Source organism: Pelomonas sp. CA6 (assembly GCF_022549225.1).
In the GTDB taxonomy this organism is placed as follows: Bacteria; Pseudomonadota; Gammaproteobacteria; order Burkholderiales; family Burkholderiaceae_C; genus Roseateles.
On record NZ_JAKZFD010000002.1, the window covers coordinates 165,132 to 190,385 of the forward strand.

Genomic DNA, 25,254 nt, shown 5'->3' on the forward strand with positions numbered 1-25,254 from the left:
CGCCGTCCGGAGCGAACCGCGACAATCGCCCCCCATGGCTTCCCCCAAGACCCATTACGTCTGCGCCGAATGCGGCGCCAGCAGCGCCAAGTGGCTGGGCCGCTGCCCGTCCTGTGGCGCCTGGAACACGCTGACCGAGACCGTCGTCGAAACCGCCGGCGGCGGCAAGAACCGCTTCCAGGCCCTGGCGAAGAGCCAGCCGGTGGCCACGCTGTCCGAGATCGAAGCGCGCGATTTCGAGCGCACGCCCACCGGGCTGGAGGAGCTGGACCGCGTGCTGGGCGGCGGCATCGTCGCCGGCGGCGTGGTGCTGATCGGCGGCGACCCGGGCATCGGCAAGTCCACGCTGCTGCTGCAGGCGGTGGACTCGCTGTCGCGGCAGATGAAGGTGCTCTACGTCACCGGCGAGGAGTCCGGCGCCCAGGTGGCAATGCGCGCGCGTCGGTTGGGGCTGGACGGCAGCCAGGTGCGCGTGCTGGCCGAGATCGGGCTGGAGAAGATCCTCGCCACCGTCGAGGCCGAGCAGCCCGACTTCTGCGTCATCGACTCCATCCAGACCCTGTACTCCGAGCAGCTCGCCTCGGCGCCCGGCTCGGTCGCGCAGGTGCGCGAATGCGCCGCGCAGCTCACGCGCAGCGCCAAGGCCAGCGGCTGCGCGATGGTGCTGGTGGGCCATGTGACCAAGGAAGGCCAGCTCGCCGGCCCGCGCGTGCTGGAGCACATCGTGGACACGGTGCTCTACTTCGAGGGCGACACGCACAGCAGCTTCCGCCTGGTGCGGGCGATCAAGAACCGCTTCGGCGCGGTCAACGAGATCGGCGTCTTCGCAATGACGGAGAAGGGCCTCAAGGGCGTGACCAACCCCAGCGCCATCTTCCTGTCCACCCATGGCGAGCCGGTGCCGGGCTCCTGCGTGCTGGTCACGCTGGAGGGCACGCGGCCCATGCTGGTGGAGCTGCAGGCGCTGGTGGACGGCGGCGGCGTGAGCCCGCGCCGGCTCAGCGTGGGCCTGGAACGCGACCGCCTGGCCATGCTGCTGGCGGTGCTGCACCGCCATGCCGGCGTGGCGACCATGGACCAGGACGTGTTCGTCAACGCGGTCGGCGGCGTGCGCATCAGCGAGCCCGCGGCCGACCTGGCGGTGCTGCTGGCGATCCAGAGCAGCCTGCGTGGCAAGCCGCTGCCCAAGGGCTTCGTCGCCTTCGGCGAAGTGGGCCTGGCCGGCGAGGTGCGCCCCGCGCCGCGCGGGCAGGAGCGCCTGAAGGAAGCCGCCAAGCTGGGCTTTGCCGTCGCCGTCGTGCCGCAGGCCAACGCGCCCAAGAAACCCATCCCCGGCCTCACCGTGCACGGCGTGGCCCGCATCGAAGAAGCCATGGACATCGTCCGCGGCCTCTGATCCTCCACAGTCCGGGAGCCCCGATGTTCTCCACCTCCTTGAAGCCGCCCTATTACGCGGTGATCTTCTGCAGCCAGCGCAGCGCGCAGGACGCCGCCGGCTATGGCGAGATGGCGCAGCGCATGGGCGCGCTGGCCGCCCAGCAGCCCGGCTATCTGGGCGTGGAAAGCGCGCGCGGCGCCGACGGGCTGGGCATCACGGTCTCGTACTGGCAGAGCCTGGAAGCCATCCAGGCCTGGCGCCGCGTCGCCGAGCACCAGGCCGCGCGCGACCAGGGCCGGCGCGACTGGTACAGCCATTACGAGCTGCGCGTCGCCAAGGTCGAGCGCCACTACGGCTGGGACCAGGCCGACGGCCCGGCCGACCCGGGGCTGACGGCATGAACCGCTGGATCGGGTGGTTGCTGGCCGTCGCGGCCATGGTCGCTGGCGGCGTGTTCTTCGGCTGGAAGGGCGTGATCCTCGCGCTCACCGGCGTGGTGTTCTGGCTGTTGCTGCAGTTCAGCCAGCTGATGCGCGTGATGCGCGCCGCCAACGAGTCGCCTCTGGGCCATGTGGACAGCGCGCTGATGCTGCAGTCGCGCCTGCGGCCCGGCCTGCCGCTGCTGGAGCTGCTGAAGCTGACGCGCAGCCTGGGCGAGAAATGCCCGTCGGACGAGGCCGGCCTCGCACGCTACCGCTGGACCGACCCGGGCGGCGACGCACTGGAGATCGAGCTGCGCGACAGCCGCGTCGCGCGCTGGGAGCTGCGGCGCGGCAGCGCCGGCCCCAAGGTGTAGCCGCCTTCGACGCGACCCTCTCACGCCAGGTACAAGGCAATTCGATCCGTGGTCCAGGTGGCCACACCGGTCCCAAAGAAATCGGCGTCCTCGGTCCAGACCGGGCAGCCCAAGGTCATGGCGCAGGCCAGGACGGGCCAGTCGTCAGCATCGCGAACGCCAATCCGCTCCAGGGCCTGGGTCCGCATGCCCCGGTACAGCTCGGCCTCCACAGCCAGGACCAGAACCTCGAGGCCATCGAGCACCTGCATCGCCGGACCGGCATCGACCGCGCGCTTCGCCAGCAGCGCGGGCAGGTAGGTTCGGGCATCGGCGTAGGCGACATCCGGAGCAAAGAACCTGACCGTCGCCGCATGGTTGATGATCAGTTCCCGCACCCGCCGCCCGAGAACGGCGCGAATCAGGATGTTGGCATCGAGAACGATGCCCTTGCCGCTCATGGCGCCGTGGTTTTGGATCTTTTGACCGGCACGCTGGTCTTCCTGCGCACGGCCTTGAAGTCAGCCACCACCGCGTCGACGTCCACGTCCCGGACCTCCAACAGCCGGTCCAGCGTCTGGCTGGCCTGCTTCAGGGCGGCAATTTCCGCCTGCGCCTGCCCTAGCGTGGGAATGAAGTAGCCCACCGTCTGGCCGTGGCGCGTCACCGCCACGGGCGTGTTCGACGCGATGTACTCGGCCAGACCTGCACGGAACTCGCGGATGCCTACCTTGGTCGCTTCCATTGCCCTACCTCTCAAGAGAACGCGGAATCGTGTCCGAACTCCTGCCTTTGGGACGCTGCCCCGCACCAACGGCATCGATTTGTGTACACATGGTGTATCAAATCATGGAAAGGGTCAATGCTGCGGGTTTCCCCGCAGGGAACGCCCGCCCATTCATGCCCCAATGGGGCTGCTCCTGGCTGGCAGCGTCGGCAGCGGAGCCGCGGTCGCGACACACGGCGCAGGGAGTGCTCCTTGAACGCCTCATCTTGTCTTCGCCGCGCGCTCGGCGCGGTGGCGCTGGCCGCCGCCAGCCTCGGCGCCCCGGCCGTGCAGGCCGCCGACACCTATACCCAGACCCGCCACCCCATCGTGCTGGTGCACGGCATGCTGGGCTTTGGTGCCATCGGCCCGGTGGACTATTTCTATGCCGTTCCGGCGGCGCTGCGCGCCGGCGGTGCCACGGTGTACGCGCCCTCGGTCTCCGGGCTGGAAAGCAGCGAGGCGCGCGGCGAGCAGTTGCTGGCCCAGCTGCGCCTGCTCAAGGCGGCCCATGGCCACACGCGCTTCAACCTGATCGGGCACAGCCACGGCGGCCCCACCGCGCGCTATGTGGCCGCCGTCGCGCCGGAGCTGGTGGCCTCGGTCACGACGGTGGGCGCGCCGCACCAGGGCAGCGCGGTGGCCGACGGCATTCAGGCCCTGACCTCGGGCACCGGCACGACCGGTCTGGCGAAGACGGTGCTGGAAGGGCTGGCCAAGGCGATCGCCTGGATCTCCGGCCAGCCACAGTTGCCGCAGAACGGGCTGGCGGCGCTGAGTTCGCTGAACACCCGCGGCGCCCGGGCCTTCAACGGCCGCTTCCCGCAGGGCGCGCCCACCCAGCCCTGCGGCCAGGGGCCGGAGCTGGTCAACGGGGTGCGCTACTTCTCGGTCAGCGGCACCCGCGTGCTGACGAATGTGCTGGACCCCAGCGACACCTTCCTGGGCGCGAGCTCGCTGTTCTTCGGCCAGGAGGCCAACGACGGCCTGGTGGGGCGCTGCTCCAGCCGCTGGGGCACGGTGCTGCGCGACGACTACGCCTGGAACCATCTGGACGAGGTGAACATGGCCTTCGGGCTGCGCGGCCTGTTCGCGTCCGACCCGGTGCAGTTCTACCGCAACCAGGCCAACCGGCTGCGCCAGCTGGGCTTGTGAGCGGCCGAGCATGGGCGGCCCTCATGCCCGCCGGCACGGCGCCACGCTGGCGCTGATCACGACCTTGGGGCTGGCGGCCGCGCTGGCCGCATGGCTGTGGCCGCGCGGCGCTCCGCCGCCTGCCCGGACCATGCCCGCAGCGTCCGGATCGCCGGCCGTGGCCGCGCAGGCCGCGCCGCCCGGGCCGGCCGTGGCGCCTTCGGCGTCGCCCACCGACGCGGCCCGGGCCGCGCGCTTCGCCGACTGGGTGCAGCAGCACAGCGCCGTGCGCGGCACGCAGATGGACGGCGACTGGGGCGTGGACGTCGCCGGCCAGCTGCAGCCCAGCCGGGCGCTGCGGCGCCGCTTCGACCACCTGCTGCTGATGCAGGGCCAGGTGCCGGTCGACGAGATCGGCCGCCATCTCGACCACCTGGCCCGCCAGGCGCTGACGCAGCCCGCGGCCGACGCGGTGATGGAGGTCTGGGCGCGCTATCTGCGCCTGCAGCAGACGCCCTTGCGCACCCTGCCGCAGCCGCAGGATCCGGCCAGCCTCGCCGCCGCGCTGGCCGAACGCCAGCGGCAGCGCCGCGCGCTGCTGGGGCCGGCCTGGGCGCATGCCTTCTATGCCGACGAGGAGGCGCAGCTGGCCGAGCTGCTGAACGAGAGCGCCCAGCCCGGCGCGGCCCGCCCCGAAACGCCCGCGCTGATCGACCGCAACTCGCTGGACGCCGCGGCGCTGCAACGGCTGCGGGAGGAGGAGGCGTACCAGGCGCAATGGCAGACCCGGCTGGATGCCGCGCGCCAGGCGCTGCGGCAGCTGGACCGGGACGGCCAGCTCAGCGAGCCACAGCGCCGCCAGGCGCGCCAGGCCCTGCTCGAACAGCGTTTCGACACCGCGGAGCGGCGGCGCGCCGCGGCGCTGCTGGGGCTGGCGGATGCGCCGCCGTGATGCCCTGCGCCAATGGGCGCCGCATAGAATCGCGGGATCCCTCAAGAACAAGGAACCCCCATGTCTTTGGACGACCGCGACGGCAAGATCTGGATGGACGGCGAGCTGGTGGACTGGCGCGAGGCCAAGATCCACGTACTCACCCACACCCTGCACTACGGCTGCGGCGCCTTCGAGGGCGTGCGCGCTTACAAGACCGCCCAGGGCCCGGCGATCTTCCGGCTGCGCGAACACACCGAGCGCCTGTTCAACAGCGCCAAGATCCTGCGCATGAAGATCCCCTTCTCGGTCGAGCAGGTCGAGGAGGCGCAGAAGGCGGTGGTCAAGGCCAACCAGCTGGAATCCTGCTACCTGCGTCCGCTGATCTGGATCGGCTCCGAGAAGCTGGGCGTCAGCCCCAAGGGCAACAAGATCCACCTGATGGTCGCGGCCTGGGCCTGGGGCGCCTACCTGGGCGAGGAAGGCCTGAAGCGCGGCATCCGCGTCAAGACCAGCAGCTACACCCGCCACCACGTCAACATCACGATGACGCAGGCCAAGACGGTGTCCAACTACACCAACAGCATCCTGGCCAACATGGAGGCCACGGACGACGGCTATGACGAGGCCCTGCTGCTGGATGCCTCGGGCTTCGTGTCCGAAGGCGCGGGCGAGAACCTGTTCGTGATCAAGAACGGCGTGGTCTACACGCCCGACCTGTCGGCCGGCGCGCTCAACGGCATCACGCGCAACACCATCTTCCACATCTGCCAGGACCTGGGCCTGAAGCTGGTCGAGAAGCGCATCACCCGCGACGAGGTCTACATCAGCGACGAGGCCTTCTTCACCGGCACCGCCGCCGAGGTGACGCCCATCCGCGAACTGGACCGCATCGAGATCGGCAGCGGCAGCCGCGGCCCCATCACCGAGAAGATCCAGTCGGCCTTCTTCGACATCGTCAACGGCCGCAACCCCAAGTACGCCCACTGGCTGAGCGCGGTCTGAGCGCCGCCCCGCCCCCTGTTTTTAGCGCGGAACTTCCCATCATGAGCAACGCACCTTCCGTCGTCGAAGTCCTCGCCAAGGACCTGCAAGGCCCCGGCGTGATCGCCTGCCCCAACCCCAAGATGCCGCTGTGGAGCAACCATCCGCGCGTCTTCGTCGACCTCAGCCACGAGGGCGAGGGCAAGTGCCCCTATTGCGGCACGCTGTACAGGCTCAAGGCCGGCGAGGTCATCGCCGCCGGGCACTGAGCCTCGCCCATGAACATGCCGCGCCCCAAGGCGCAGACCGCCGCGCTGCTGGCCTCGCCCGAGGACACCGAGGCGCAGTTCTACGAGGCCCTGCAGCATGCCGACCTGGAGCGGCTGATGGCGGTCTGGGCCGATGAGGACGAGGTGTCCTGCGTCCATCCCGGCGGGCCGCGCATGGTCGGCCTGGCGGCGATACGCACCGCCTTCGAAGCCCTGTTCCAGCAGGGCGCGGTGGCCGTCTACCCCGAGCGGGTGCGGCGCCTGGTCAGCGGCGACACCGCCATCCACCAGGTGCTGGAGCGCGTGCAGGTGGAAGGCCCGGCCGGCGTGCAGAGCGCCTGGGTCATCGCCACCAACGTCTACCTGAAGACCGCGCAGGGCTGGCGCCTGGTCGTGCACCACGCCAGCCCCGGCACCCCGCACGATGTGCAGGAAGTCGCCGAGGCGCGCGCGCCGTCCATCCTGCACTAGGCCGGCACAGCGGTGCAGTACCAGTCCCCCCGCTGGCTGCCGGGCGGCCATGCGCAGACCATCTGGCCCGCGCTCTATGCGCGGCGCCACGCGGGCCAGGCCCCGCGCTTCGCGCGCGAGCGCTGGCCCACGCCGGACGGCGATTTCGTCGACGTGGACCGCCTGGTGGACGACACGCCAACCACCGCGCAACGCCCGCTGCTGGTGCTCTTCCACGGCCTGGAGGGCAGCTCGCAGAGCGCCTATGCCCAGGCCTTCGCGGCCACCGCCCGCGCGCGCGGCTGGGCCTTCGCGGTGCCGCATTTCCGCGGCTGCTCGGGCGAGCTGAACCTGGCGCCGCGCGCCTACCATTCCGGCGACTACGAGGAGGTGGGCTGGATGCTCACACGCCTGCGCGAATCGCACGCCGGACCGCTGCTGGCCGTGGGCGTCTCACTGGGCGGCAATGCGCTGATGCGCTGGGCCGAGGAGGCCGGCGCCGACGCCGGCCGCACGGCCCGCGCCGTCTGCTCGGTCTGCTCGCCGCTGGACCTGGCGGCCTCGGGCCGCGCCATCGGCCAGGGCTTCAACCGGCTGGTCTACACGCGCATGTTCCTCGCCACCATGGTGCCCAAGGCGCTGCAGAAGCTGAAGCAGCATCCGGGCCTGTTCGACGGCGAACGGCTGCGGCGCGCGCGCGACCTCTACGAGTTCGACAAGCTCTTCACCGCGCCGCTGCACGGCTTCAAAGACACCGAGGACTACTGGGCCCGCGCGTCGGCCAAGCCGCACCTGCGCCGCATCCGCATCCCGGCGCTGGCGCTGAACGCGCGCAACGACCCCTTCGTGCCGGCCCACAGCCTGCCCGGCCCCGCCGACGCGGGCGACAGCGTCACGCTGTGGCAGCCGCGGCAGGGCGGCCATGTGGGCTTCCCCGGCGGTCGGCCGCCGGGCCATGTATTGACCATGCCGGCGCAGGTCTGCGACTGGCTGGCGCAACACCTGTAGCCGACAATCCCGGCCATGGACGCAATCGTCGAAGCCGCGCTGAGGAAATGGCCCAACGTGCCGCACTGCTACGGCTGGCTGGCGCTGGACGCCCGCGGCGACTGGTACATGCGCGACGAGCGCATCCAGGCCGCCGGCTCCTTCCCGGCCGTCAAGGGCAGCCGCATCACGCATGAGAAGCTGCTCGGCTTCATCCACCGCAACTACGCGCACGACGCCCAGGGCGCCTGGTTCTTCCAGAACGGGCCGCAGCGCGTCTACCTGGAGCTGGAGGCCGCGCCCATGGTCTGGCGGCTGCAACCCGATGGCCGCGTGCTGAGCCATACCGGGCGGGCGGCACAGCCCGAGACGGCCTGGCTGGACGAACAGGGCCGGCTCTTCCTCGACGCTCGGCTGGACGGCGAGCCCGGCGACGAACGCGTGCTGGGCCTGGTCCACACCCAGGACATGGCCGCGGCTGCCGAGCGCGTGGAGAGTGGCGAATGGCAGCCGCGCGACACCACCCATGCCCAGCTGCTGCAGCGCCACGGCTGCCAGCTGCGCCCGCGGCCCGCGTCGACCACCGCCACCTGAGCGGCGCCCGCGCCGTCAGGGCGCTGCATAGGGCGGCGTGTCTCGCCGCCGCGCGATCTCCTGCCACCAGCGCTCCAGGCGCGGGTTCCAGGCCGGGTCCAGCTTCGCGGCGGCGGCCAGATAGATCTCGATCCGCGCCAGCGGCCGCTCGATCAGCTCCAACGCACGGAACTCCGGCTCGCGCAGCAGCGGCTCCAGTTCGCCGCGCATGCCGGCGGCCAGCTCCACGCGGCCGGCCTGCAGCTTGCGCAGCAGCTGGCGGCCACTGAGCGCCTGCTCGTCCAGCCGGAACCCGCGCGCGCGCAGCGGTTCCTGCACCGAACGCAGGCTGGAGCGCACGCCCACCAGCGGCTGGGCCTGGCCGCCGCGCAGCGCCCGGCCGTCCCAGGCATAGGCATCGCCGCGTCGCTTCACCCAGACCAGCTCGATCTGCAGCAGCACGCGGCTGGTGTCGACCCGGCCATCGCGCATCGGAAAGCGCAGCTCGTCGAGGTTCTCGGGCGTCGGCGAGGCCAGCGTCAGTTCGGCCTCGCCCAGGCTCATCGTGTAGCGGCAGCGGCGCACCGGCTGGCGCTGCTCCTGCAGGTCCAGGCCCAGGGCCTGCGCGCTGTCATGCAGCAGGCGCTGGGCCGTGCCGGCCGGCTCGCCGGGTGCCGACAGATAGGGCGGAACGGCGAAATCGGGCAGACACAGCCGGAGCGCATGCCCGGCCACCGGTTCCTGCGCCGGCACCTGCGCCTGAACCCGGGGGGGCGCGGTCAGCGTCAGCAGCGCCGCGCAGGCAACAAAAAACCGACCTCGTCGGGTCGGTTTCCGATGTGTGTTGGCCGGCATGTCGCGGCCTCTGCGGCTGGGCCTCAGTTCGAGGCCGCGGACGCGGCGGCCGGAGCCTTGGGCTCGTCGAACTTGGCACCACCCTGGTTGGCCATGTAGACCACGGCACGGGAGATTTCGAAGTCGCTGAAATCGCCGCCGCCCTGGGCACCCATCGCGCCCTTGCCCTTCAGGGCCGAGTTCAGCAGCGCGTCGAAACCGGTCTTGATGCGCGGGCCCCAGGCGGCGGCGTCGCCCACCTTGGGAGCGCCGGCGGCGCCGGTGGCGTGGCAGGCCGAGCACTGGGCCTGGAAGACCTGCTCACCAGTGCGCAGCGCGGCGGCGCTGCTGGCGTCCTTGATCTCGACGGTGCCGACTGGCTGGATGCGCTCGGCCACGGCCTGGGCGCTCAGCACGTCGGTGCCGGCACCGGGCTTGGTGCCGCTGGCGACATACTGGACCAGCAGCACGATGACCACCACCGGCACGACGAAGGCGAAGGCCACCGCCCAGATCAGCTGCTTGGGGGTCTTGATGGGCCCTTCGTGACTCTCGTGGGCGTGCGCTTGATCCTGGGTTCCGCTCATGAATTCCTCTTCGGCGTCGGCAAGGGAGCGCATGCAGCAGCGGCATCCGGAAAAAAGCAACGCTGCGCCGCGCAGAACCGCCGGATTATAGCCACCGCCCCTGCCCGCCAAGCCTTGCACTGCTTTACTTGATAGACAAACGCCACAGTCCGAGCGCTGCCGATACTGGTTCCGACCCGGCCGCAGCAGCGGCCCAAGAAGCAAGGAGCCCGCATGCCCTCGAACACCCGCCGCGCGCTGCTGGCCGCCGCCGGCCTTTCCGGCCTGGGCCTCGCGACACCGCTGAGGGCCCTGGCCGCCAGCCCCGGCACCGACGACGAGGCCCTCCGGCGCGCGTTGCATGCGTTGAACCGCCTGGGCTACGGCCCGCGCCTCGCCGACCTTCAGGCGCTGCGGCGGCAGGGCGGGCGCGACTGGCTGCAGGACTTCCTGCAGCGCCAGCTGCAGCCCCGCCCCGCCGAACCGCCGCCCGCGCTGAACGAGCGGTTGCAGGCGCTGCCCACGCTGTGGGAGAGCCAGGCCCAGCTGCTGGCCCGCTTCCGCGAGGCCAACGAAGCCCGGCGCGCCGCGATGGCGGCCGCGGGCGCCGCGGCCCCGGACATGGCGCGCACCGACGCCCGGCGCGAGCAGGTGCGCCCGGTGCTGCTGCAGGCCAGCCAGCAGCGCCTGCTGCGCGCACTGTCCAGCCCGGAACCGCTGCGCGAGGTACTGGTCGAGTTCTGGTTCAACCATTTCAATGTCTTCTCCGGCAAGAGCCAGGTCAGCGTGCTGGTGGGCGCCTACGAGCGCGACGCGATACGCCCGCATGTGCTGGGCCGTTTCCGCGACCTGCTGGGCGCGACCGCCCGCCATCCGGCCATGCTGATCTACCTGGACAACGTGCAGAGCGTGGCGCCCGGCTGGCGGCCCGCGGCGCGCGCCGCGAGCGCGCTGCCGCCGGCGCTGCGGCCCTCGGGCCTGAACGAGAACTACGCCCGCGAGCTGATGGAGCTGCACACGCTGGGCGTGGATGGCGGCTATACCCAGCAGGACGTCACCGAGCTGGCGCGCATGCTCACCGGCTGGACCGTGGACTACGCCGCGGCGCGGCGCGGCCGCGAGGGCTCGCTGTTCCTGTTCGACGCACGCCGCCACGACGCCGGCCCCAAGCGCTGGCTGGGGCAAGACGTGACCCCGGCCGGCCAGGCCGAAGGCGAAGCGGCGCTGGACCGCCTGGCCGAGCATCCCGCCACGGCCCGCCACATCGCCTTCAAACTGGCGCAGCGCTTCGTCGCCGACGAGCCGCCGCCGGCGCTGGTGGCGCGGCTGGCAAGCCGCTTCCTTGCCAGCGGCGGCGACCTCCGCACGGTGATGCAGGCCCTGGTCGAAGACCCCGCCTTCTGGGCCCCGGAGGTGCGCGGCGCCAAGTTCAAGACGCCCTACCAGCACCTGGTCTCCAGCCTGCGCCTGCTGGACCTGGACGTCGCCGACCCGCAGCCCTGGATGGGCGTGCTGGCCCAGGCCGGCATGCCGCTGTATGGCGCGCAGACGCCGGACGGCTACAAGAACACCGCCGTCGCCTGGCGCAGCCCCGAGGCGCTGGCGCAGCGCGTGCAGCTGGCGGCCCGGCTGGCCCAGTTGGCCATGCGCCGCGGCACGGCCTCGGCCCCCGCGCTGGATGCGGCGGCGCTGCTGCAGGCCGCCGCCCCGCTGCTGGGCGAGCCCACCCGCCGAGTGCTCGCCGATGAGCCGCCGCCGCAGCAGATCGCGCTGCTGCTGGCCAGCCCCGACTTCCTCTATTGCTGAGCCGCGACGCGCGGCAAAGGACTGCTGATGCAACGACGCCATCTTCTGCGGGGCCTGGCCCTGAGCCTGAGCGGCTGGGCCCTGGCGCCGCTGGACCGCGCGCTGGCCCGCCCGGGCAGCGACCCGGGGCGCCGCCTCGTCGTGCTGATGCTGCGCGGCGCGGTGGACGGGCTCAGCGTCGTCGCACCGTATGGCGACCGCGACTACGCCCGCAGCCGCCCCACGCTGGCGCTGGACGCGCCGGGGCAACCCGCCGGCCTGCTGCGCCTGGACACCTTGTTCGGCCTGCATCCCGCGCTGGCGCCGCTCCACGGCTACTGGGAGCGCGGGCTGCTGGGCTTCGTCCATGCGAGCGGATCGCCGGACCCGACGCGCTCGCATTTCGATGCCCAGGACTACATGGAAACCGGCACCCCCGGCGTGAAGAGCACCGAGGACGGCTGGATGAACCGCCTACTGGGCCAGCTGCCCGATCCGGCACCGCAGGAGGCCGCGCGCGCGATGCGGGCCCTGAGCCTGGGCAACACGCCCGCCCGCATCCTGGCCGGCGCCGCGCCGGTGGCCAGCCTGGGCAGCGGCCCGCGCGCGCTAGACCCCAAGGCCATCGACCAACCGCGGCTGCAGGCGTCGCTGGACAGGCTCTATGCCCAGGACCCGGCGCTGGCCGGCCTTTACCGCGATGCCGCGCAGAGCCGTGCCGAGATGCGCCGCAGCCTGCAGGCCGCCGATGCGGCGCAGGCCCCGGCGGACGCCGCCTCGGCCTCGGCGATGGCGCCCGCCATGGGCGGCGGCATGCGGCGCGATGCCGTCGGCGGCGACCCCGCGGCCGACCGTGGCGCGGCCAGCGCCACCGGCTTCGCGGCCGACGCCTATCGGCTGGGCCGGCTGATCCACCAGGACCGGCGCGCCCAGCTCGCGTTCGGCTCGGTGGGCGGCTGGGACACCCATGCCAACCAGGGCGCCGCCACCGGCCAGCTCACCAACCGGCTGGGCGCGCTGGCCCAGGGCCTGGACGCGCTGGCGCGCGGCCTGGGCGACAGCCTGCGCGACACCGCCATCGTCGTGATGAGCGAGTTCGGCCGCACGCTGCGCCAGAACGGCACCGGCGGCACCGACCATGGCCGCGCCAACGTCATGTGGCTGCTGGGCGGCCCCTTCGCGGGGGGCGCCGCGGGTGGCCGCGTGCTCGGCGAATGGCCGGGGCTGGACGATGCCGCGCTGGAGCAGGGCCGCGACCTGCGCGTCGTGACCGACTTCCGCCATGTGCTCACCCCCATCCTGCGCGGCCACCTGGGCCTGACCGACGCCGGCCTCGCGGCCGTCTTCCCGCAGCTCCCGGCACGCCAGGGGGCGCCGCTCAACCTGCTGCGCGGCTGAGGCCGCGGGGGGCACTGCAGACCCCCGTGCCTCCCGCGGCCCCTGCGGCTCATCAGATTCCGGCTAGAATGCGCGGCTACGGCGACCGTGGTGAAGTGGATATCATTGGGCCCTCCGAAGGCCTAGTCGCAAGTTCGATTCTTGCCGGTCGCACCAGATGTCTCTCGGGATGGGAGATCGTCATCCCCGCAAGTCAGCCATACGTCGGCTTTACGACCACCGGCCGGGATTAGCTGTGAAGCTTCGATCAGTTGTATCCGGTGTTCATCCGGATTGGGTTTGAGAGACTGGGAGTCGCCAAACACCCGATCCACGCCAGAGCCCACACCGGACGACCAGCCATAAGCATGCCCGACTTACTACGCCCGCATCGACAGGTCAAACGGATGATCACAGGCGGTCTCAGTGTCCTTGAAGCTGCCGCTGCGGAAGCGCCGCCCAAGGCGCTCGACATGGAGACCTTTGAGCCTTGACGCAACTGCGTGGCGTTCGAGCGCTGATCGGCATTGCGCCGAGCGGGACGTCAAGAACGCGCTCTTCAACGGGCCTCGGAATCCTTCGCCTCCTCCAAGAGCCAAGGTACGCCACGAATGAGCCGCACGTCAGAGCGAAGGGCGTAACCAAGGCCGAACATCACCATCGTGTTGATGGCGAACAGGCAGACCTCGAAAAGTGTTGCTCGGGACGCTCGATCACCAATGATGAAGTACGCGAGCAAGACACCGACCCAAACGCAAGTCGATAACCAAAGAAGCACTCGGTAAAGCCTTCGCTCTCGGCGGGTAAGAGGAGCATCCACGCTGGTCAGCACTTCTGAGGAATCGGGGGGCACACTTTTGGCTGCGTCAGCACCGGCTGAGCGAGATCCAAGGAATAGATGACGAGCGCGTCGAAGCACGGGAACCGTGTCGGCGGGGCACTCAGCCCAGGCACCCATCCGCCGTAGTTGATGGCGGTTTCATGAGGCGTCGGGCAGAGTTGCGAAGCGAAGTAGAACACGGTCCGCCGAGGCATGGCGGTTTTTCTCCAGAGGCCCATCGCGCATGCGCGCGGGCCCGGGGCCGGCATCCCCTTGTCGATGATCTGCGGCTCGGCGGGCTCCTGCAGCAGCCGGCCCTCACCCTGTTGCTTGCAGCATTGGCAGGCCCACTTGCCGTAGACGTGCCGATGCACGAAGAACTCCGCGGGCACGACGTCCAGCCGCTCGCTCACGTCTTCGCCGATGCGCTGCATTGCCTGGCCGCAGGCGCAAGTGGTGTTCTCGGGCTCGTGATGGTGCTCGACGCGGCGCAGATGCTCGGGCAGCAGGCAGCGGCCAAGTCGCTGCAGCGCAGCGAGCCGTGTTCGGCCACAGCCTGCAGCACGCGCAGCCGGTTCGCGGCCGCGCGCTCGCGCGCCGTGGGTTGCTTGGGTTTAGGGGCGGCGGGCGCAGCAGGCCCGCCAGGGCATCGGGGGAGACTCGCATGGAACACCTCGCATCGGGGATGCGACGTGTAGCGATGACGCATCTGTCGATGCGTCTGCAGCCCCGGCACGCTCGCAGCAGACGCCGCCAGCTCAAGGCCGGGACTGCGGGCGGGCGACCGTGTGCTCTTCGGTGGCCTAGGGGCCACACGCACACTCGCTGGGCTTGGAGGCCCAGCGTCTCCCGTCGTCGCCCCTGTTCGCTGTCGCGCCCAGCGGCTCAGGAGCGCCGCTGCCTGCATGCCACACCGCCTTCGTCGGCGCGTCGCGCAGGAAGCCGCACCGGCGCTTGGACCGCGCCTCGACCTGACCGGCTCCCCCGGCCCTGCGGCGGCCACGCTGGGGCGTGGCGCACCTCCGGGTCAGCCCCGGCGCCTGCCGGTGCTGCCCGCTGTCCTGCGACAGCGGCTCCAACCCATCCCCCCGCCCTTCCCAGGGAAGGGAGCGAGTCGCCCTCTGCCGTCACCGGGGCCTGCCACTTCGTCTGCATGCCCCGCCGAACGGCGAGCGTCGGGTGTTGCGCCGCCGCGTCAAGGCCAAGCCCTTCGGGGTGGCTTGGCGGCCAGCCTGGACCCGGCTGCGCGCGGTGAACCACAGGCGCAACACTACTGGCAAATGCATGCCATCGGACCAGGCCTATTCCCCGATGTTGCTGGGAAATTAGGGTCACGCTTCCAAGCGCCCATACGCGGCTTGCATTGTTTTTCGCATGCCTGCTGTTGTTCTTCCTGGGTTGGGGCGCATTTCATTAGCAATGCAGTTGCAAAAACAACGGCTATTGCTGTCAAAAGCGCGAACTTTCTTTTCATGGCTGCGCAGATGAAGCCCATTGAACACACACGCACGGAGGGGCATTGCCTGGCGAATGCATGCTTGGAATCTTGCTGAAATTCGCATCCTTCGGCTTGCGGCATGCAAGGCCATCGGAATTACTGGCGTTCAAAGAGTCACCTACGGGGACGCACAAATTACATGTGCGGGAAATATTCGGCATGCTCCATGGGAAGTTCAGCCCCACATACGCGCCAGGCAAATTCGGCGCTGGATTCGGCAGATTTGTAAATTGGTTTGTTATCGCCCTAGTGGATGCAATACCGCCGTTCTCTGCCATTCCTGGGGGACTAGACGGCATCTGGCCACGAGGGTAGTAAGTGCCGCGGGCTGGTGGGCCACCGAACCCTTGCAGCCCTTCAGGGTCCACGTAACTCAGCGGGTCCCCCCCGACATATGCGTACGTGTTGATACCACCAGCCAACCCGATGGGGTCACTCTGTGTATACCTCCCCACCGACGCATCATAGTATCGATGCCAGTTCTGCCACAGCCCCGATTCGGCGTCGTAATACTGCCCCGGATAGCCGACATTCATCCCGCCGACTCCGTCCATGGTCACAACGCGGTCGAAAGGCAGATTCCTGGCTTGCCACACAATGGCCCCCGCCGTGTTAGAGATCGCATCCGGCCGGCCTAGGTGATCCGAGTAGACGGCATAGACCGTACCTTCGGCCACCAGTGCCACGATCCGCCCGTTCAGCCACACGTAGTTCCGCTGCTGCCCGTTGGATGCGGCTTCGTACAGGATTTCGCCCGAGTCGCCATAGACGAACCGGCGTTCGACACCACCGCTGGACTTGAAGCTGCGCTGCTGCAGCCCGTTGTAGCGATAGCTGGACACCGTGCCGCCTGGCGAAGCCGGACAGGCCACCGAATCGCTCAGGCGGCCAAGGGCCGACAGCCGGCCGAAGGGATCGTAGTAATGGCAGTTCGTCACCCCGTCCCGCGTCTCTCGCACCAGGTTGCCGGCCGCGTCGTGCGCGTAGCTGCGCGCCGACGTCCCTCCGATCGCCATCAGCCGGTTGCTCGCCCCATCAATGGACAGGGTCTGAGACAGCCCCGCCGCTGAGTACTGCGTTCGGTTGCCCAGTGCATCCAGTCCAATCGCGGTCGAACCCCCGCCCTGGTCAAAGCCCCTGAGCCGGTACGCGTTGTCATAGCGTGCCGTCACCGCATCATTACCGCCAATGGACGTCATCAGGTTGCGGTTGTCGTAGCCGTACGTCCTTGCCTGCACACCCGGAGCGAGAACCTGCGAGATCCTCCCATCCAGGTCATGGCTGAACGACTGGCCGCGGTTGGCAACATCGGTGAAGGACTTCATCGGCCCCAGGGGCCCGTACTCCACCGTCCCCGCCACGACTTGCTCCACACCTTGGACGACAACACTCAGCTTCGCGATCCGACCTTGGTGCCACGCATACCTCAGCACCACGCCATTGGGATAGGTCATCGTCGAGATCTGTCCGTCCGCGTCGTAGTCTTTCGACGTTTCCAGCGTATGTCCCGCGATGACATCGCTGCGGCTGGCCACAGCCCCACTGGGGTGGTACTGCCAGGACACGCCATCGCCGCTGCTCTCCCATATGCTGCACAGTCTTCCCGCGCCGTAGCTGCAGGAGTCATAGCCCATGCTGCGCACCAAGGTCCCCGACGCATTCCCGGCCGTAACCGCCGACAAGCGGCCATCGGTCTGGTAGCTCAGCGACTGGTTGTGCCCATTGGCGGCCACCACCGAGGTCAGCTGACCCGCGCTGTCGTAGTCAAAGCTCGTCGTTCCCGTATCCGGGCTCGTCGTTGACCGCAGCAGCCCCAAGCCATCAATGGCATAAGTCGTCGTGTTGCCGCGAGCATCCTTGACCGACGTCACCCGGCCCTCAGTGTCGTAACCGAAGGTCGTGATGCCACCCGCCCCGTCAGCGCGCGTCTTCAGACGGAAATGCTCGTCGTAGGTGTTCCGCTCCACCGTCACATTGGCCGCGTCCACCACCGTGTCCACCAGCCCGCTTCCCCGGCGCGAATAAGTCCAGCGCTGGCCTGCGTTGCCACGCACGGCACGCACGCGGTTCTCCTCGTCGAAGTCGGTCAAGGACGACTCCACTTGCGTTTCATAGCGCACCCAGACCGTGTCTGGATTCGGGCATTCAGGCCAATCATGCCAAGGGTCCATGGGGCACACCTGCGCCCATTGCCCGCCCGATAGATAGCGGGACTGAGCAATGACATTGCTTGCCACATCGCGCTTCAAGGAAATGCTGCTGTATATCCTTTCCGAGATCGGCAGCGCCGGGTCATGGCCACTGTCACTGATGCGGAACAGGCGCTGAGCAGCGTCATAAGCGAAGCTCCGGCTGACCCCGCTGGACGTCTTGGTTTCGGTCACGGCGCCAAGCACCGAGTAGATGCGCTGATGCGTGATTCCCGCGCGCGACTCCAAGATCATCCGCCCCCGCGCGTCGTAGGTGTAGTAGGTGGTGACGCCGTTCTCGTCGGTGATCTGGCCGGGCAAACCAAGACCGTTGTAGCCCGCGTAGTAGACGGTTCCCGCGGAACTGCTCCGCTGCGTGACATTGCCTGCGGCATCGTACTGGTAGCTCACCGCGTCGCCGCTGCCCGGCAGCGGGCCATCGACCGTCATCTGCTCAGGCAATCCGTTGCCGTCCGAGTCCACATACGAGAAGGTGGTGGTTCTCGCCTGTCCATAGGAACCCAAGGCGGAAATATTGGTTTCCGTGACAGACGCGACACGGTTGCCCGTGTACTCGATGTTGCGTCGGCTCATCGCCCCCTGCACGACACGGATGCGCTTCGGGTAAGCGTCCCACTGCAGCGTGGTCGTCACCGGAGAACCGGTCCCCACGCCCCGGGTCACGCGGATCGGCGAGCCTTCGAGGTCGGTCTCGGTCTCCGTCGCATAGGAATTCGCGTCGCGCTCCGTGCGCACCGTCTGCGAGGACTGGGTCACCGATGTCGAATAGGCGGGGCAATAGGTTGATGCGCCCCCGCTGACCCAGCTGGACTCGAACTCCTGGCCCTCGAAGTTACCGAAGTGATGTTGAGTCCTTCGCCCCAGAGGGTTCGTGACGAAGGTCGTCATGCTGCCGTACTCGAAGGTGAATTTCTCAACACCTCCGGCGTGCTCACTGGAAAGTACTCGACTTTGTCCGTCATAGGTGAATGTCGAGTACCTCACTCCATTGAGAGACTTTCCGACCAGACGACCCAACTCCATGTGGTAGGTGATCGTGTCACTCGATACAGCGTATCCGTCCACCTGATGCGGAGTCGCGGGGTAAGTGGTCTGGGTGAGCTGATCTCCGGTATAGCCGTAGGCGTAGAGGTTCCCCGCTGGATCGGTGATTTGCGAAATTCTGCCACCCGACCATTGAATGCCCATTGATTGACCCCCGGTGTGGCGCACCCTGTAGAGCGAGTCATTGGCAACGGAGGAAGAGACGGCTCGATCGGGATCCGCATAATCGAATGTCCATGTGACGCCTTGCGCGTTAGAGGCATTCAACAAGCTTCCTCCGCGCGAATAGACTTCCAGCGACCCATCGGCTCTTCGATAGACCCAGCGGCCGTTCACCGATTCGATCCAGCTTGAATTGCTGAAGTTGGCGCCAAGTGCCCGGGTCTTCCAGACCGCCCCCTGGAGCTCGAACTTCAGCGTGTCGCCATTGGGGCGATGCAAGCGAATCTCTGCGGGCATGTCCCCTGCCGCCGAGGCCTCTGCTTTCATATCGAAGACGGAATGCCACCTTCGGCCAAAGGCACCCGACTTCTCAGACAGTCCCACATACGTTCGTTCAACGCGCAAACCGTAGGTGGTGGCCGAGGCGAAGTCCAGTTCCTCCTCGATCTTGTTTCCGTTCGATAGCTGTACGGGGTTACCGCATTTTTCTTTGGCACGATCCGACTTGTTCTCGGTTTTGCCTTCGCCCCCTGAGCCACCGACATCGCCAGGGCTCTGCGATAGAGATTCGCCGCCGCCCGAGCTGTCGAAGAAGCTCGAGACACTGCCCATGTCAAAGTACTGAATTACCCTGTGACCATTCGTCTCAACGCGCTGCAGCTTATTTCTGTCTTCAGATACCGCATTCCCGCTCAGCATTGCGGCGATTGCGGCACAGACAGCCGAACGCGCGCAGCCGCGCCTCATCCGACGATGAATCATCATGCCTCTCCCTCAGCGTTAAACGCTTGTTGTGTATTGAGGAGATGGAATGTCCCGGAGCCGCTGCGCTCAAAGCATCAGTAAAAACCCCCTCAATGCGCGCTAACGGACAGGCAAAAGCTGCGCTTGTCGAGAGCGGCTCTTGTCTTTCTACACCGCTCTTCAGTGCGAAGAGCGAATCGCAGCATCACGGCCCCTGCCAATTCCAACGGACTCGTTGACTTGCAAGCGCTTTTGCTTTGGCAAAGAAGGTCAAAGAGCTACTGCAACCTGAACTCAGCTGCAGTCTTTGGCAAACATGCCTATCAGAGTCGAGGGGATTGTCAGCACCGTCATTCGGCACAAGGCTCACCGAACATCATCCGATGCCCGTCCACGGTGCGGATGCCGAATTCGCGCATGCCCCAGGGTTCGTCGCGCAAGGCCTTGATGAAGGCGACGCCACGGGCGCTCAGTTCGTGATGCAGGACCTCGATCTGCTCGACCTGGAGGTAGGCGAAATAGGAATGGTCGCCCAGGCTGGCGGCCGGCGGAGTGTCCGTGCATTCGCCCGCCATGATGACGCAGGCGTCGCGCACGAACAAGCGCCAGCCAGGAACCTCTTCCCATTCGACCGTGAATCCCAGTACATCGCGGTAGTAGGCCGTCGAACGCTCCAGGTCTTGGACGGCGATCACATAGCGAGGTTCGGTGAGCACGGCGACGCTCCAGAGCGAGGGTTGACGAAGGCCGGCGGAGCACATCAAGCGCCGCCGGCTGGGTGTGGCGCCAACTTTAATGAATACCGTGGATACCGCGGATGTCAGGCCCAGGGTGGACAAGCCCCTCCCCTTCGCCGATGCTGAGGCCCGACCATGACAGGGGGAGACGCAGCCCATGAGCACCGACGACAGGCACGCAGCGCCCGACGGGCCCTACCTCGGCGACCGCGTGTTGCTGGAACGCGGGCTGACGCCGACCGAGGCCCATCTGATCGCGTCCATGCTGCAGTCGGCTGGCCTTCAGGCCGAGGCGGGGGACACCCATCTGGTGCAGGCCCATTCGTTGCTGTCGGTCGCGGTGGGCGGCGCCCACGTGCGCGTGCCCGAGCACCAGCTGGCCGAGGCGCGCGAGCTGCTCGAGGCCTTCAGGCGCGGGGCGATGGCGCTGGACGAGGACTTCGACCCCGGCCCGCCCCGCTAGCGGCGGCGGCGCTCACCCGCGCCCGTCGAACGCGGCCTGCAGCGCCGCCAGGTCCAGCTTGACCATGCGCAGCATCGCGTCGCAGGCCCGCTGGGCCTTCGCCCGGTCGGGATCGGCCATCATGAGGTCCAGGGCCTCGGGCACGATCTGCCACGAGACGCCGAAGCGGTCCTTGATCCAGCCGCAGGCCTGGGCGCTGCCGCCGCCGGCCAGCATGGCGGCCCAGTAGCGGTCGATCTCGGCCTGGTCCTGGCAGCTGACGACGAAGGAGATGGCCTGCGTGAAGGGCTCATGCGGGCCCGCGCTCATCGCGCTGAAGCGCTGGCCGAAGAGTTCGAAGTCCACCACCTTCACCGAGCCCGGCGGCCCTGCCGGCGATTCGCTGGGCATCGCGACCACGCTCAGGATGCGTGAGCCGGGGAACACGCTGCAGTAGAAGGCCGCGGCCTCCTCCGCCTCGCGGGTGTACCAAAGGAAGGGGGTGATGCGCTGCGGTGCCATGGGAAGGTCCTCCCGTGAAGTGGGGCGCGGCCGGCGGCCCGTCCGCCGGTCATCGTCGTCAGGACGACGAACCGCAGCGGTGCGTTTCGACAAGCCCGGCGCCGTCGCACCAATCTGTGGCAGCCGCCGTGCACCAGCCCGGAGATCATGCACCGACACCGGGTGCAAGCCGCCCCCGGGACGGGCACGGACCTTGCGTTCACCCGGAGCCAGCTGTTGCCGGAGTCCTGTTCATGCATGCGCTGACCCTGCCGCCCTCGGGGCATTACGACGAGATGCTGCTGCCCAGCGGGGCGATACGCCCGAGCTACCAGCCCTTCGCCGACTGGCTGCACGCCCAGACGCCCGAGGCGCTGGCCAAGAAGCGGGCCGAGGCCGACCTGCTGTTCCACAAGGTGGGCATCACCTTCGCGGTCTACGGCGACGAGGCCGGCGCGGAGCGGCTGATCCCCTTCGACACCGTGCCACGCATCGTGCCGGCCGACGAATGGCGGCTGCTGCAGCGCGGGCTGCGCCAGCGCGTCACCGCGCTGAACCGCTTTCTGTGGGACATCTACCACGACCACGAGATCGTCAAGGCCGGCCTGATCCCGGCCGAGCAGGTCTTCGCGAACGCGCAGTATCAGCCGGCGATGCAGGGGCTGGACCTGCCGCTGGGCGTGTATGCCCACATCACCGGCGTGGACCTGATCCGACATGCCGACGGCGGCTATTACGTGCTGGAGGACAACCTGCGCGTGCCCTCCGGGGTCAGCTACATGCTGGAGAACCGCAAGATGATGATGCGGCTCTTCCCCGAGCTGTTCGCGCAGTACGCGGTGGCGCCGGTGGCCCACTATCCGGCGCTGCTGCTGAACACGCTGCGCCAGGCCAGCCCGGCCGACAACCCCACGGTGGTGGTGCTGACGCCGGGGCCGTTCAACTCGGCCTACTTCGAACATGCCTTCCTGGCGCAGCAGATGGGCGTGGAACTGGTCGAGGGGCAGGACCTGTTCGTGCGCGACGGCTTCGTCTACATGCGCACCACCGTGGGCCCCAAGCGGGTGGACGTGATCTACCGCCGCATCGACGACGCCTTCCTGGACCCGCTGGCCTTCCGCGCCGATTCCATGCTGGGCGTGCCCGGCCTGCTGTCGGTGTACAAGCAGGGCCATGTGGTGCTGGCCAACGCGATCGGCACCGGGGTGGCGGACGACAAGTCCATCTATCCCTATGTGCCCGAGATGATCCGCTTCTACCTCGGCGAGGAGCCCATCCTGCACAACGTGCCCACCTGGCAGTGCCGCAAGCCCGAGGACCTGGACCATGTGCTGGCCCACATGGCGGAGCTGGTGGTCAAGGAGGTGCATGGCGCCGGCGGCTACGGCATGCTGGTGGGCCCGGCCGCCAGCGCGGCCGAGGTGGCGGACTTCCGCGAACGGGTCCGGGCCAACCCCGCCAACTACATCGCCCAGCCCACGCTGTGCCTGTCCAGCTGCCCGACCTTCGTCGAGCGCGGCATCGCGCCGCGCCACATCGACCTGCGCCCCTTCGTGCTCTCCGGCCGCGAGGTGGACATGGTGGCCGGCGGGCTGACCCGTGTCGCGCTGAAGGCCGGCTCCCTGGTGGTGAACTCCTCGCAGGGCGGCGGCACCAAGGACACCTGGATCCTCGAAAACCGACCGGAGACGCCATGATGCTGTCGAGAACCGCCGCGCAGCTCTACTGGATGAGCCGCTATCTGGAGCGCGCCGAGAACCTGGTCCGCATGCTGGACGTGACCCATTCGCTGTCGTTGCTGCCGCAGACGCGCGGCGCGGCCACCGAGCTGGCGGCGCCGCTGTCCGTCACCGGCACGCTGGAGGCCTATACGCGCCGCCACGACAGGCTCAGCGCCGAGCAGCTCTTTCGCTTCATGGGGCTGGACCTGGACAACCCGGCCTCGGTGCTGTCCTGCATCCGCCAGGCGCGCGAAAACGCGCATGCGGTGCGCGGCCAGATCACCGCCGAGATGTGGGAGGCCATCAACGCCAGCTGGCTGGAGGCGCGCGAGCTGGCCAAGCGCGGCATGGCCGACCCCTCCTCCTTCTTCGACTGGGTCAAGGAGCGTTCGCACCTGTTCCGCGGCGCCACCTACGGCACGCTGCAGCGCAACGACGCCTACTGCTTCATCCGCCTGGGCACCTTCATCGAGCGCGCCGACAACACCGCGCGGCTGCTGGACGTGAAGAGCCAGCTGATCGCCCCCGCGGTGGACACGCTGGCGCCGGTGGACGCGCCCAGCGAGAGCGCGCCGGACTTCTATGCCTGGAACGCGCTGCTGCGCTCGCTGTCGGCCTTCGAGGCCTACCACGCCGCCTACCGCGACAGCCTCAACGGCCGCCGCGTCACCGAGCTGCTGATCCTGCGTCCCGACGTGCCGCGCTCGCTGCGCGCCTGCTGCCAGGAGATCCGCGCGGTGCTGCCGCAGATCGAGGCACGCGACGGCGCCGACGACGCCGGCCGCCTGGTCAAGCGCCGCGCCGGCGCGATGGCGCTGCGGCTGGAGCATGGCTGCGTCGACGAGATTCTGGAGATGGGCCTGCACACCTGGCTGACGCGCTTCCTGGAGGTCTCGGCCCAGCTGGGCGACGACATCCAGCAGGCCTACTTCGAGGCCCAATGACGGGAGCGCGGCCATGCATCTGCACATCTCCCATGAAACGGTGTACGTGTACGAGGCACCGCTGTCGCGCAGCACCCAGTACCTGCGCCTGACGCCGCGCGGCGCCCCCGGCGTGCAGGTGCTGGACTGGCAACTCACGCTGCCCGGCCCGGCAACCCGCTGCGAAGACGCCTTCGGCAACCCCCTGCATGTGCTGAGCCTGGACGGGCCGCGGCGCGAAATCCACCTGATCGCGCGTGGCGAGGTGATCACCTGCGACGACGCGCCGCGACCGCAGCCGCCGGACGGCCTGCCAACGCAGCTGTTCCTGCGCGACACGCCGCTGACGCGGGCCGACGCGGCGCTCGCCGCCTTCGCCGCCGGCTTCGCGCCCGCGGCCCAGAACGCACCACACGAGGCGCTGATGGCGCTGATGCGGCAGCTGGGCGAGCGCATGCCCTATGTGCAGGGCGCCACCGACGCCGCCACCGCGGCGGCCCAGGCCTTCGCCAGCGGCCACGGCGTGTGCCAGGACCACGCCCAGGTCTTCGTCGCCTGCGCGCGACGGCTGGGCCTGCCGGCGCGCTATGTCTCGGGCTATCTCGCCACCGACGCCGAGCATGTGGCCAGCCACGCCTGGGCCGAGGTTTTTCTGCCCGCCGGCGAGGACGGCGCGGCCGGCTGGCTGGGCTACGACGTTTCCAACCAGTGCCTGGCCAACGGCCGCCATGTGAAGCTGGCCATCGGCGCGGACTACCTGGACGCCTGCCCGGTGCGCGGCGTGCGCCTGGGCGGCGGGCTGGAGACGCTGCATGCGCTGGTGCAGGTGCGTCCCCGCGATGCGGCCACCGCCGCGCCGGGCGCCGACCAGTGATGCCTTAAGCTCTCGCCCCATGACTTACTGCGTTGCCATGCGGCTGCGGGCCGGCCTGCTGTTCGCCTCCGATTCGCGCACCAATGCGGGCGTGGACCACATCGCCACCTTCCGCAAGATGGCCTTGTTCGAGCAACCCGGCGAACGGCTGATCGTGCTGCTCAACGCCGGCAACCTCGCCACCACGCAGAGCGTGGTGAGCCTGCTGCGCCTGCGCAGCCAGCCCCAGCACGGCGGCAGCCAGCACCTGATGGGCGTGGCCTCGCTGTACGACGCGGCGGAGCTGGTCGGGCAGACGCTGAAGGAGGTGGTCGCGCGTGACACCAGCAACGGCGGCACGCTGAGCCAGGGCGTGGACTTCGGCGCCAACTTCCTGGTCGGTGGCCAGATCCGCGGCGAGCGGCCGCGCCTGTTCCACGTCTATCCGCAGGGCAACTTCATCGAGTCCACCGAGGACACGCCCTATCTGCAGATCGGCGAGTCCAAATACGGCAAGCCCATCCTGGACCGCGTCGTCAACTTCGACAGCAGCCTCAACGAGGCCGCCAAGTGCACGCTGATCTCGTTCGACTCGACCATACGCAGCAACCTCTCGGTGGGCCTGCCGCTGGACATGCTGCTGTACAAGGCCGACAGCTTCGCGCCCGCCGACCCGCACCGCATCACCGCCGAGGACCCCTACTTCAACAGGCTGCGCCAGGGCTGGGGCAGCGGGCTGAAGCGGGTCTTCGCCAAGCTGCCCGACGAAGACTGGTTCCGCTGAGCGCGC

The 25,254-nt window shown here is 68.9% G+C and carries 25 protein-coding genes and 1 tRNA gene; 18 read left to right on the forward strand and 8 right to left on the reverse strand.

Features of this window, described 5'->3' with window-relative positions:
- Positions 1 to 34 precede the first annotated feature (34 nt).
- The 3 genes from radA to LZ017_RS04505 are packed head-to-tail and all read left to right on the forward strand — an operon-like array spanning position 35 to position 2,174.
- Positions 35 to 1,396, forward strand: a complete 1,362-nt coding sequence (radA, locus tag LZ017_RS04495) for a DNA repair protein RadA (protein WP_241298876.1) — start codon at positions 35 to 37, stop codon at positions 1,394 to 1,396.
- 23 nt (positions 1,397 to 1,419) lie between these two features.
- On the forward strand, positions 1,420 to 1,779 hold the full coding sequence (locus tag LZ017_RS04500) for an antibiotic biosynthesis monooxygenase (RefSeq protein WP_241298877.1): 360 nt from the start codon (positions 1,420 to 1,422) through the stop codon (positions 1,777 to 1,779).
- Positions 1,776 to 2,174 (forward strand): hypothetical protein, encoded by a 399-nt coding sequence (locus tag LZ017_RS04505; protein ID WP_241298878.1) that lies wholly within the window; start codon positions 1,776 to 1,778, stop codon positions 2,172 to 2,174. Before LZ017_RS04500 ends, LZ017_RS04505 begins: the two co-directional genes overlap by 4 nt.
- Before the next feature lie 20 nt (positions 2,175 to 2,194).
- Here the strand turns inward: LZ017_RS04505 and LZ017_RS04510 are convergent, their stop codons facing one another.
- Together LZ017_RS04510 and LZ017_RS04515 are read right to left on the reverse strand one after the other, a co-directional pair.
- On the reverse strand, positions 2,195 to 2,614 hold the full coding sequence (locus LZ017_RS04510; RefSeq protein WP_241298879.1) for a PIN domain-containing protein: 420 nt from the start codon (positions 2,612 to 2,614) through the stop codon (positions 2,195 to 2,197).
- On the reverse strand, positions 2,611 to 2,898 hold the full coding sequence (locus LZ017_RS04515) for a type II toxin-antitoxin system Phd/YefM family antitoxin (protein ID WP_241298880.1): 288 nt from the start codon (positions 2,896 to 2,898) through the stop codon (positions 2,611 to 2,613). The genes LZ017_RS04510 and LZ017_RS04515 overlap by 4 nt, the downstream gene beginning before the upstream one ends.
- A gap of 234 nt (positions 2,899 to 3,132) precedes the next feature.
- On the opposite strand from LZ017_RS04515, the gene LZ017_RS04520 reads away from it, so the two are divergent.
- From LZ017_RS04520 to LZ017_RS04550, 7 genes are read left to right on the forward strand one after another with little or no spacing between them, the layout of a single operon-like run.
- A complete protein-coding gene (locus LZ017_RS04520; RefSeq protein ID WP_277604515.1) occupies positions 3,133 to 4,074 on the forward strand; it encodes a triacylglycerol lipase in 942 nt (313 codons plus the stop codon).
- Between the two features lie 10 nt (positions 4,075 to 4,084).
- Positions 4,085 to 5,005 carry a lipase chaperone gene (locus LZ017_RS04525; protein ID WP_241298881.1) on the forward strand — a complete coding sequence of 307 codons (921 nt, stop codon included), beginning with the start codon at positions 4,085 to 4,087 and terminating at the stop codon, positions 5,003 to 5,005.
- A gap of 60 nt (positions 5,006 to 5,065) precedes the next feature.
- The gene (locus LZ017_RS04530; RefSeq protein ID WP_241298882.1) at positions 5,066 to 5,989 is read left to right on the forward strand and encodes a branched-chain amino acid transaminase; all 924 of its coding nucleotides are present in this window, start codon (positions 5,066 to 5,068) and stop codon (positions 5,987 to 5,989) included.
- A 41-nt stretch (positions 5,990 to 6,030) separates the two neighbouring features.
- The gene (locus tag LZ017_RS04535; protein WP_241298883.1) at positions 6,031 to 6,237 is read left to right on the forward strand and encodes a zinc-finger domain-containing protein; all 207 of its coding nucleotides are present in this window, start codon (positions 6,031 to 6,033) and stop codon (positions 6,235 to 6,237) included.
- A 9-nt stretch (positions 6,238 to 6,246) separates the two neighbouring features.
- On the forward strand, positions 6,247 to 6,708 hold the full coding sequence (locus LZ017_RS04540; protein WP_308194059.1) for a nuclear transport factor 2 family protein: 462 nt from the start codon (positions 6,247 to 6,249) through the stop codon (positions 6,706 to 6,708).
- A gap of 12 nt (positions 6,709 to 6,720) precedes the next feature.
- A complete protein-coding gene (locus LZ017_RS04545; protein WP_241298884.1) occupies positions 6,721 to 7,695 on the forward strand; it encodes a YheT family hydrolase in 975 nt (324 codons plus the stop codon).
- Between the two features lie 15 nt (positions 7,696 to 7,710).
- The gene (locus tag LZ017_RS04550; protein WP_241298885.1) at positions 7,711 to 8,268 is read left to right on the forward strand and encodes a DUF2946 family protein; all 558 of its coding nucleotides are present in this window, start codon (positions 7,711 to 7,713) and stop codon (positions 8,266 to 8,268) included.
- Positions 8,269 to 8,283: 15 nt separating this feature from the next.
- Here LZ017_RS04550 and LZ017_RS04555 read toward each other — a convergent pair whose 3' ends face one another.
- A complete protein-coding gene (locus LZ017_RS04555) occupies positions 8,284 to 9,000 on the reverse strand; it encodes a hypothetical protein (protein ID WP_241298886.1) in 717 nt (238 codons plus the stop codon).
- A 125-nt stretch (positions 9,001 to 9,125) separates the two neighbouring features.
- Positions 9,126 to 9,668, reverse strand: coding sequence for a cytochrome c5 family protein (locus LZ017_RS04560; protein WP_241298887.1), 543 nt, complete (start codon positions 9,666 to 9,668; stop codon positions 9,126 to 9,128).
- 213 nt (positions 9,669 to 9,881) lie between these two features.
- Between LZ017_RS04560 and LZ017_RS04565 the strand changes: the two genes are divergently transcribed.
- The 3 genes from LZ017_RS04565 (at position 9,882) to LZ017_RS04575 (ending at position 12,986) form a co-directional block, all read left to right on the forward strand.
- Positions 9,882 to 11,453, forward strand: a complete 1,572-nt coding sequence (locus tag LZ017_RS04565) for a DUF1800 family protein (protein ID WP_241298888.1) — start codon at positions 9,882 to 9,884, stop codon at positions 11,451 to 11,453.
- Positions 11,454 to 11,480: 27 nt separating this feature from the next.
- Positions 11,481 to 12,830: a DUF1501 domain-containing protein gene (locus tag LZ017_RS04570; protein ID WP_241298889.1), complete on the forward strand. Its 1,350-nt coding sequence runs from the start codon at positions 11,481 to 11,483 to the stop codon at positions 12,828 to 12,830.
- Positions 12,831 to 12,911: 81 nt separating this feature from the next.
- A tRNA-Arg gene (locus tag LZ017_RS04575) sits at positions 12,912 to 12,986 on the forward strand.
- A 648-nt stretch (positions 12,987 to 13,634) separates the two neighbouring features.
- On the opposite strand, the gene LZ017_RS22330 is transcribed toward LZ017_RS04575, so the two are convergent.
- From LZ017_RS22330 to LZ017_RS04590, 3 genes are all read right to left on the reverse strand, one after another.
- Complete coding sequence (locus LZ017_RS22330) at positions 13,635 to 14,159, reverse strand: IS66 family transposase zinc-finger binding domain-containing protein (RefSeq protein WP_374109887.1); 525 nt, start codon at positions 14,157 to 14,159, stop codon at positions 13,635 to 13,637.
- Positions 14,160 to 15,099: 940 nt separating this feature from the next.
- Positions 15,100 to 19,308, reverse strand: a complete 4,209-nt coding sequence (locus LZ017_RS04585) for an RHS repeat-associated core domain-containing protein (protein ID WP_241298890.1) — start codon at positions 19,306 to 19,308, stop codon at positions 15,100 to 15,102.
- Positions 19,309 to 19,637: 329 nt separating this feature from the next.
- Positions 19,638 to 20,003 (reverse strand): VOC family protein, encoded by a 366-nt coding sequence (locus tag LZ017_RS04590; RefSeq protein WP_241298891.1) that lies wholly within the window; start codon positions 20,001 to 20,003, stop codon positions 19,638 to 19,640.
- Positions 20,004 to 20,181: 178 nt separating this feature from the next.
- Between LZ017_RS04590 and LZ017_RS04595 the strand changes: the two genes are divergently transcribed.
- Complete coding sequence (locus LZ017_RS04595) at positions 20,182 to 20,487, forward strand: DUF2007 domain-containing protein (protein ID WP_241298892.1); 306 nt, start codon at positions 20,182 to 20,184, stop codon at positions 20,485 to 20,487.
- 12 nt (positions 20,488 to 20,499) lie between these two features.
- Here the strand turns inward: LZ017_RS04595 and LZ017_RS04600 are convergent, their stop codons facing one another.
- A complete protein-coding gene (locus LZ017_RS04600; protein WP_241298893.1) occupies positions 20,500 to 20,988 on the reverse strand; it encodes a VOC family protein in 489 nt (162 codons plus the stop codon).
- A 233-nt stretch (positions 20,989 to 21,221) separates the two neighbouring features.
- On the opposite strand from LZ017_RS04600, the gene LZ017_RS04605 reads away from it, so the two are divergent.
- From LZ017_RS04605 to LZ017_RS04620, 4 genes are read left to right on the forward strand one after another with little or no spacing between them, the layout of a single operon-like run.
- Positions 21,222 to 22,664 carry a circularly permuted type 2 ATP-grasp protein gene (locus tag LZ017_RS04605; protein ID WP_374109876.1) on the forward strand — a complete coding sequence of 481 codons (1,443 nt, stop codon included), beginning with the start codon at positions 21,222 to 21,224 and terminating at the stop codon, positions 22,662 to 22,664.
- The gene (locus tag LZ017_RS04610; RefSeq protein WP_241298894.1) at positions 22,661 to 23,632 is read left to right on the forward strand and encodes an alpha-E domain-containing protein; all 972 of its coding nucleotides are present in this window, start codon (positions 22,661 to 22,663) and stop codon (positions 23,630 to 23,632) included. The genes LZ017_RS04605 and LZ017_RS04610 overlap by 4 nt, the downstream gene beginning before the upstream one ends.
- Positions 23,633 to 23,645: 13 nt before the next feature.
- On the forward strand, positions 23,646 to 24,485 hold the full coding sequence (locus LZ017_RS04615; RefSeq protein ID WP_241298895.1) for a transglutaminase family protein: 840 nt from the start codon (positions 23,646 to 23,648) through the stop codon (positions 24,483 to 24,485).
- A 19-nt stretch (positions 24,486 to 24,504) separates the two neighbouring features.
- Positions 24,505 to 25,248 (forward strand): proteasome-type protease, encoded by a 744-nt coding sequence (locus LZ017_RS04620; RefSeq protein ID WP_241298896.1) that lies wholly within the window; start codon positions 24,505 to 24,507, stop codon positions 25,246 to 25,248.
- Positions 25,249 to 25,254: the final 6 nt, after the last annotated feature.

Bases quoted from the DNA above. Each gene is read 5' to 3' on its own strand.
- radA (WP_241298876.1), top strand. From the start codon at position 35: ATGGCTTCCCCCAAGACCCATTACGTCTGCGCCGAATGCGGCGCCAGC.
- LZ017_RS04500 (WP_241298877.1), top strand. From the start codon at position 1,420: ATGTTCTCCACCTCCTTGAAGCCGCCCTATTACGCGGTGATCTTCTGC.
- LZ017_RS04505 (WP_241298878.1), top strand. From the start codon at position 1,776: ATGAACCGCTGGATCGGGTGGTTGCTGGCCGTCGCGGCCATGGTCGCT.
- LZ017_RS04510 (WP_241298879.1), bottom strand. From the start codon at position 2,614: ATGAGCGGCAAGGGCATCGTTCTCGATGCCAACATCCTGATTCGCGCC.
- LZ017_RS04515 (WP_241298880.1), bottom strand. From the start codon at position 2,898: ATGGAAGCGACCAAGGTAGGCATCCGCGAGTTCCGTGCAGGTCTGGCC.
- LZ017_RS04525 (WP_241298881.1), top strand. From the start codon at position 4,085: ATGGGCGGCCCTCATGCCCGCCGGCACGGCGCCACGCTGGCGCTGATC.
- LZ017_RS04530 (WP_241298882.1), top strand. From the start codon at position 5,066: ATGTCTTTGGACGACCGCGACGGCAAGATCTGGATGGACGGCGAGCTG.
- LZ017_RS04535 (WP_241298883.1), top strand. From the start codon at position 6,031: ATGAGCAACGCACCTTCCGTCGTCGAAGTCCTCGCCAAGGACCTGCAA.
- LZ017_RS04540 (WP_308194059.1), top strand. From the start codon at position 6,247: ATGAACATGCCGCGCCCCAAGGCGCAGACCGCCGCGCTGCTGGCCTCG.
- LZ017_RS04550 (WP_241298885.1), top strand. From the start codon at position 7,711: ATGGACGCAATCGTCGAAGCCGCGCTGAGGAAATGGCCCAACGTGCCG.
- LZ017_RS04560 (WP_241298887.1), bottom strand. From the start codon at position 9,668: ATGAGCGGAACCCAGGATCAAGCGCACGCCCACGAGAGTCACGAAGGG.
- LZ017_RS04565 (WP_241298888.1), top strand. From the start codon at position 9,882: ATGCCCTCGAACACCCGCCGCGCGCTGCTGGCCGCCGCCGGCCTTTCC.
- LZ017_RS04570 (WP_241298889.1), top strand. From the start codon at position 11,481: ATGCAACGACGCCATCTTCTGCGGGGCCTGGCCCTGAGCCTGAGCGGC.
- LZ017_RS04585 (WP_241298890.1), bottom strand. From the start codon at position 19,308: ATGATGATTCATCGTCGGATGAGGCGCGGCTGCGCGCGTTCGGCTGTC.
- LZ017_RS04595 (WP_241298892.1), top strand. From the start codon at position 20,182: ATGAGCACCGACGACAGGCACGCAGCGCCCGACGGGCCCTACCTCGGC.
- LZ017_RS04600 (WP_241298893.1), bottom strand. From the start codon at position 20,988: ATGGCACCGCAGCGCATCACCCCCTTCCTTTGGTACACCCGCGAGGCG.
- LZ017_RS04605 (WP_374109876.1), top strand. From the start codon at position 21,222: ATGCATGCGCTGACCCTGCCGCCCTCGGGGCATTACGACGAGATGCTG.
- LZ017_RS04610 (WP_241298894.1), top strand. From the start codon at position 22,661: ATGATGCTGTCGAGAACCGCCGCGCAGCTCTACTGGATGAGCCGCTAT.
- LZ017_RS04615 (WP_241298895.1), top strand. From the start codon at position 23,646: ATGCATCTGCACATCTCCCATGAAACGGTGTACGTGTACGAGGCACCG.
- LZ017_RS04620 (WP_241298896.1), top strand. From the start codon at position 24,505: ATGACTTACTGCGTTGCCATGCGGCTGCGGGCCGGCCTGCTGTTCGCC.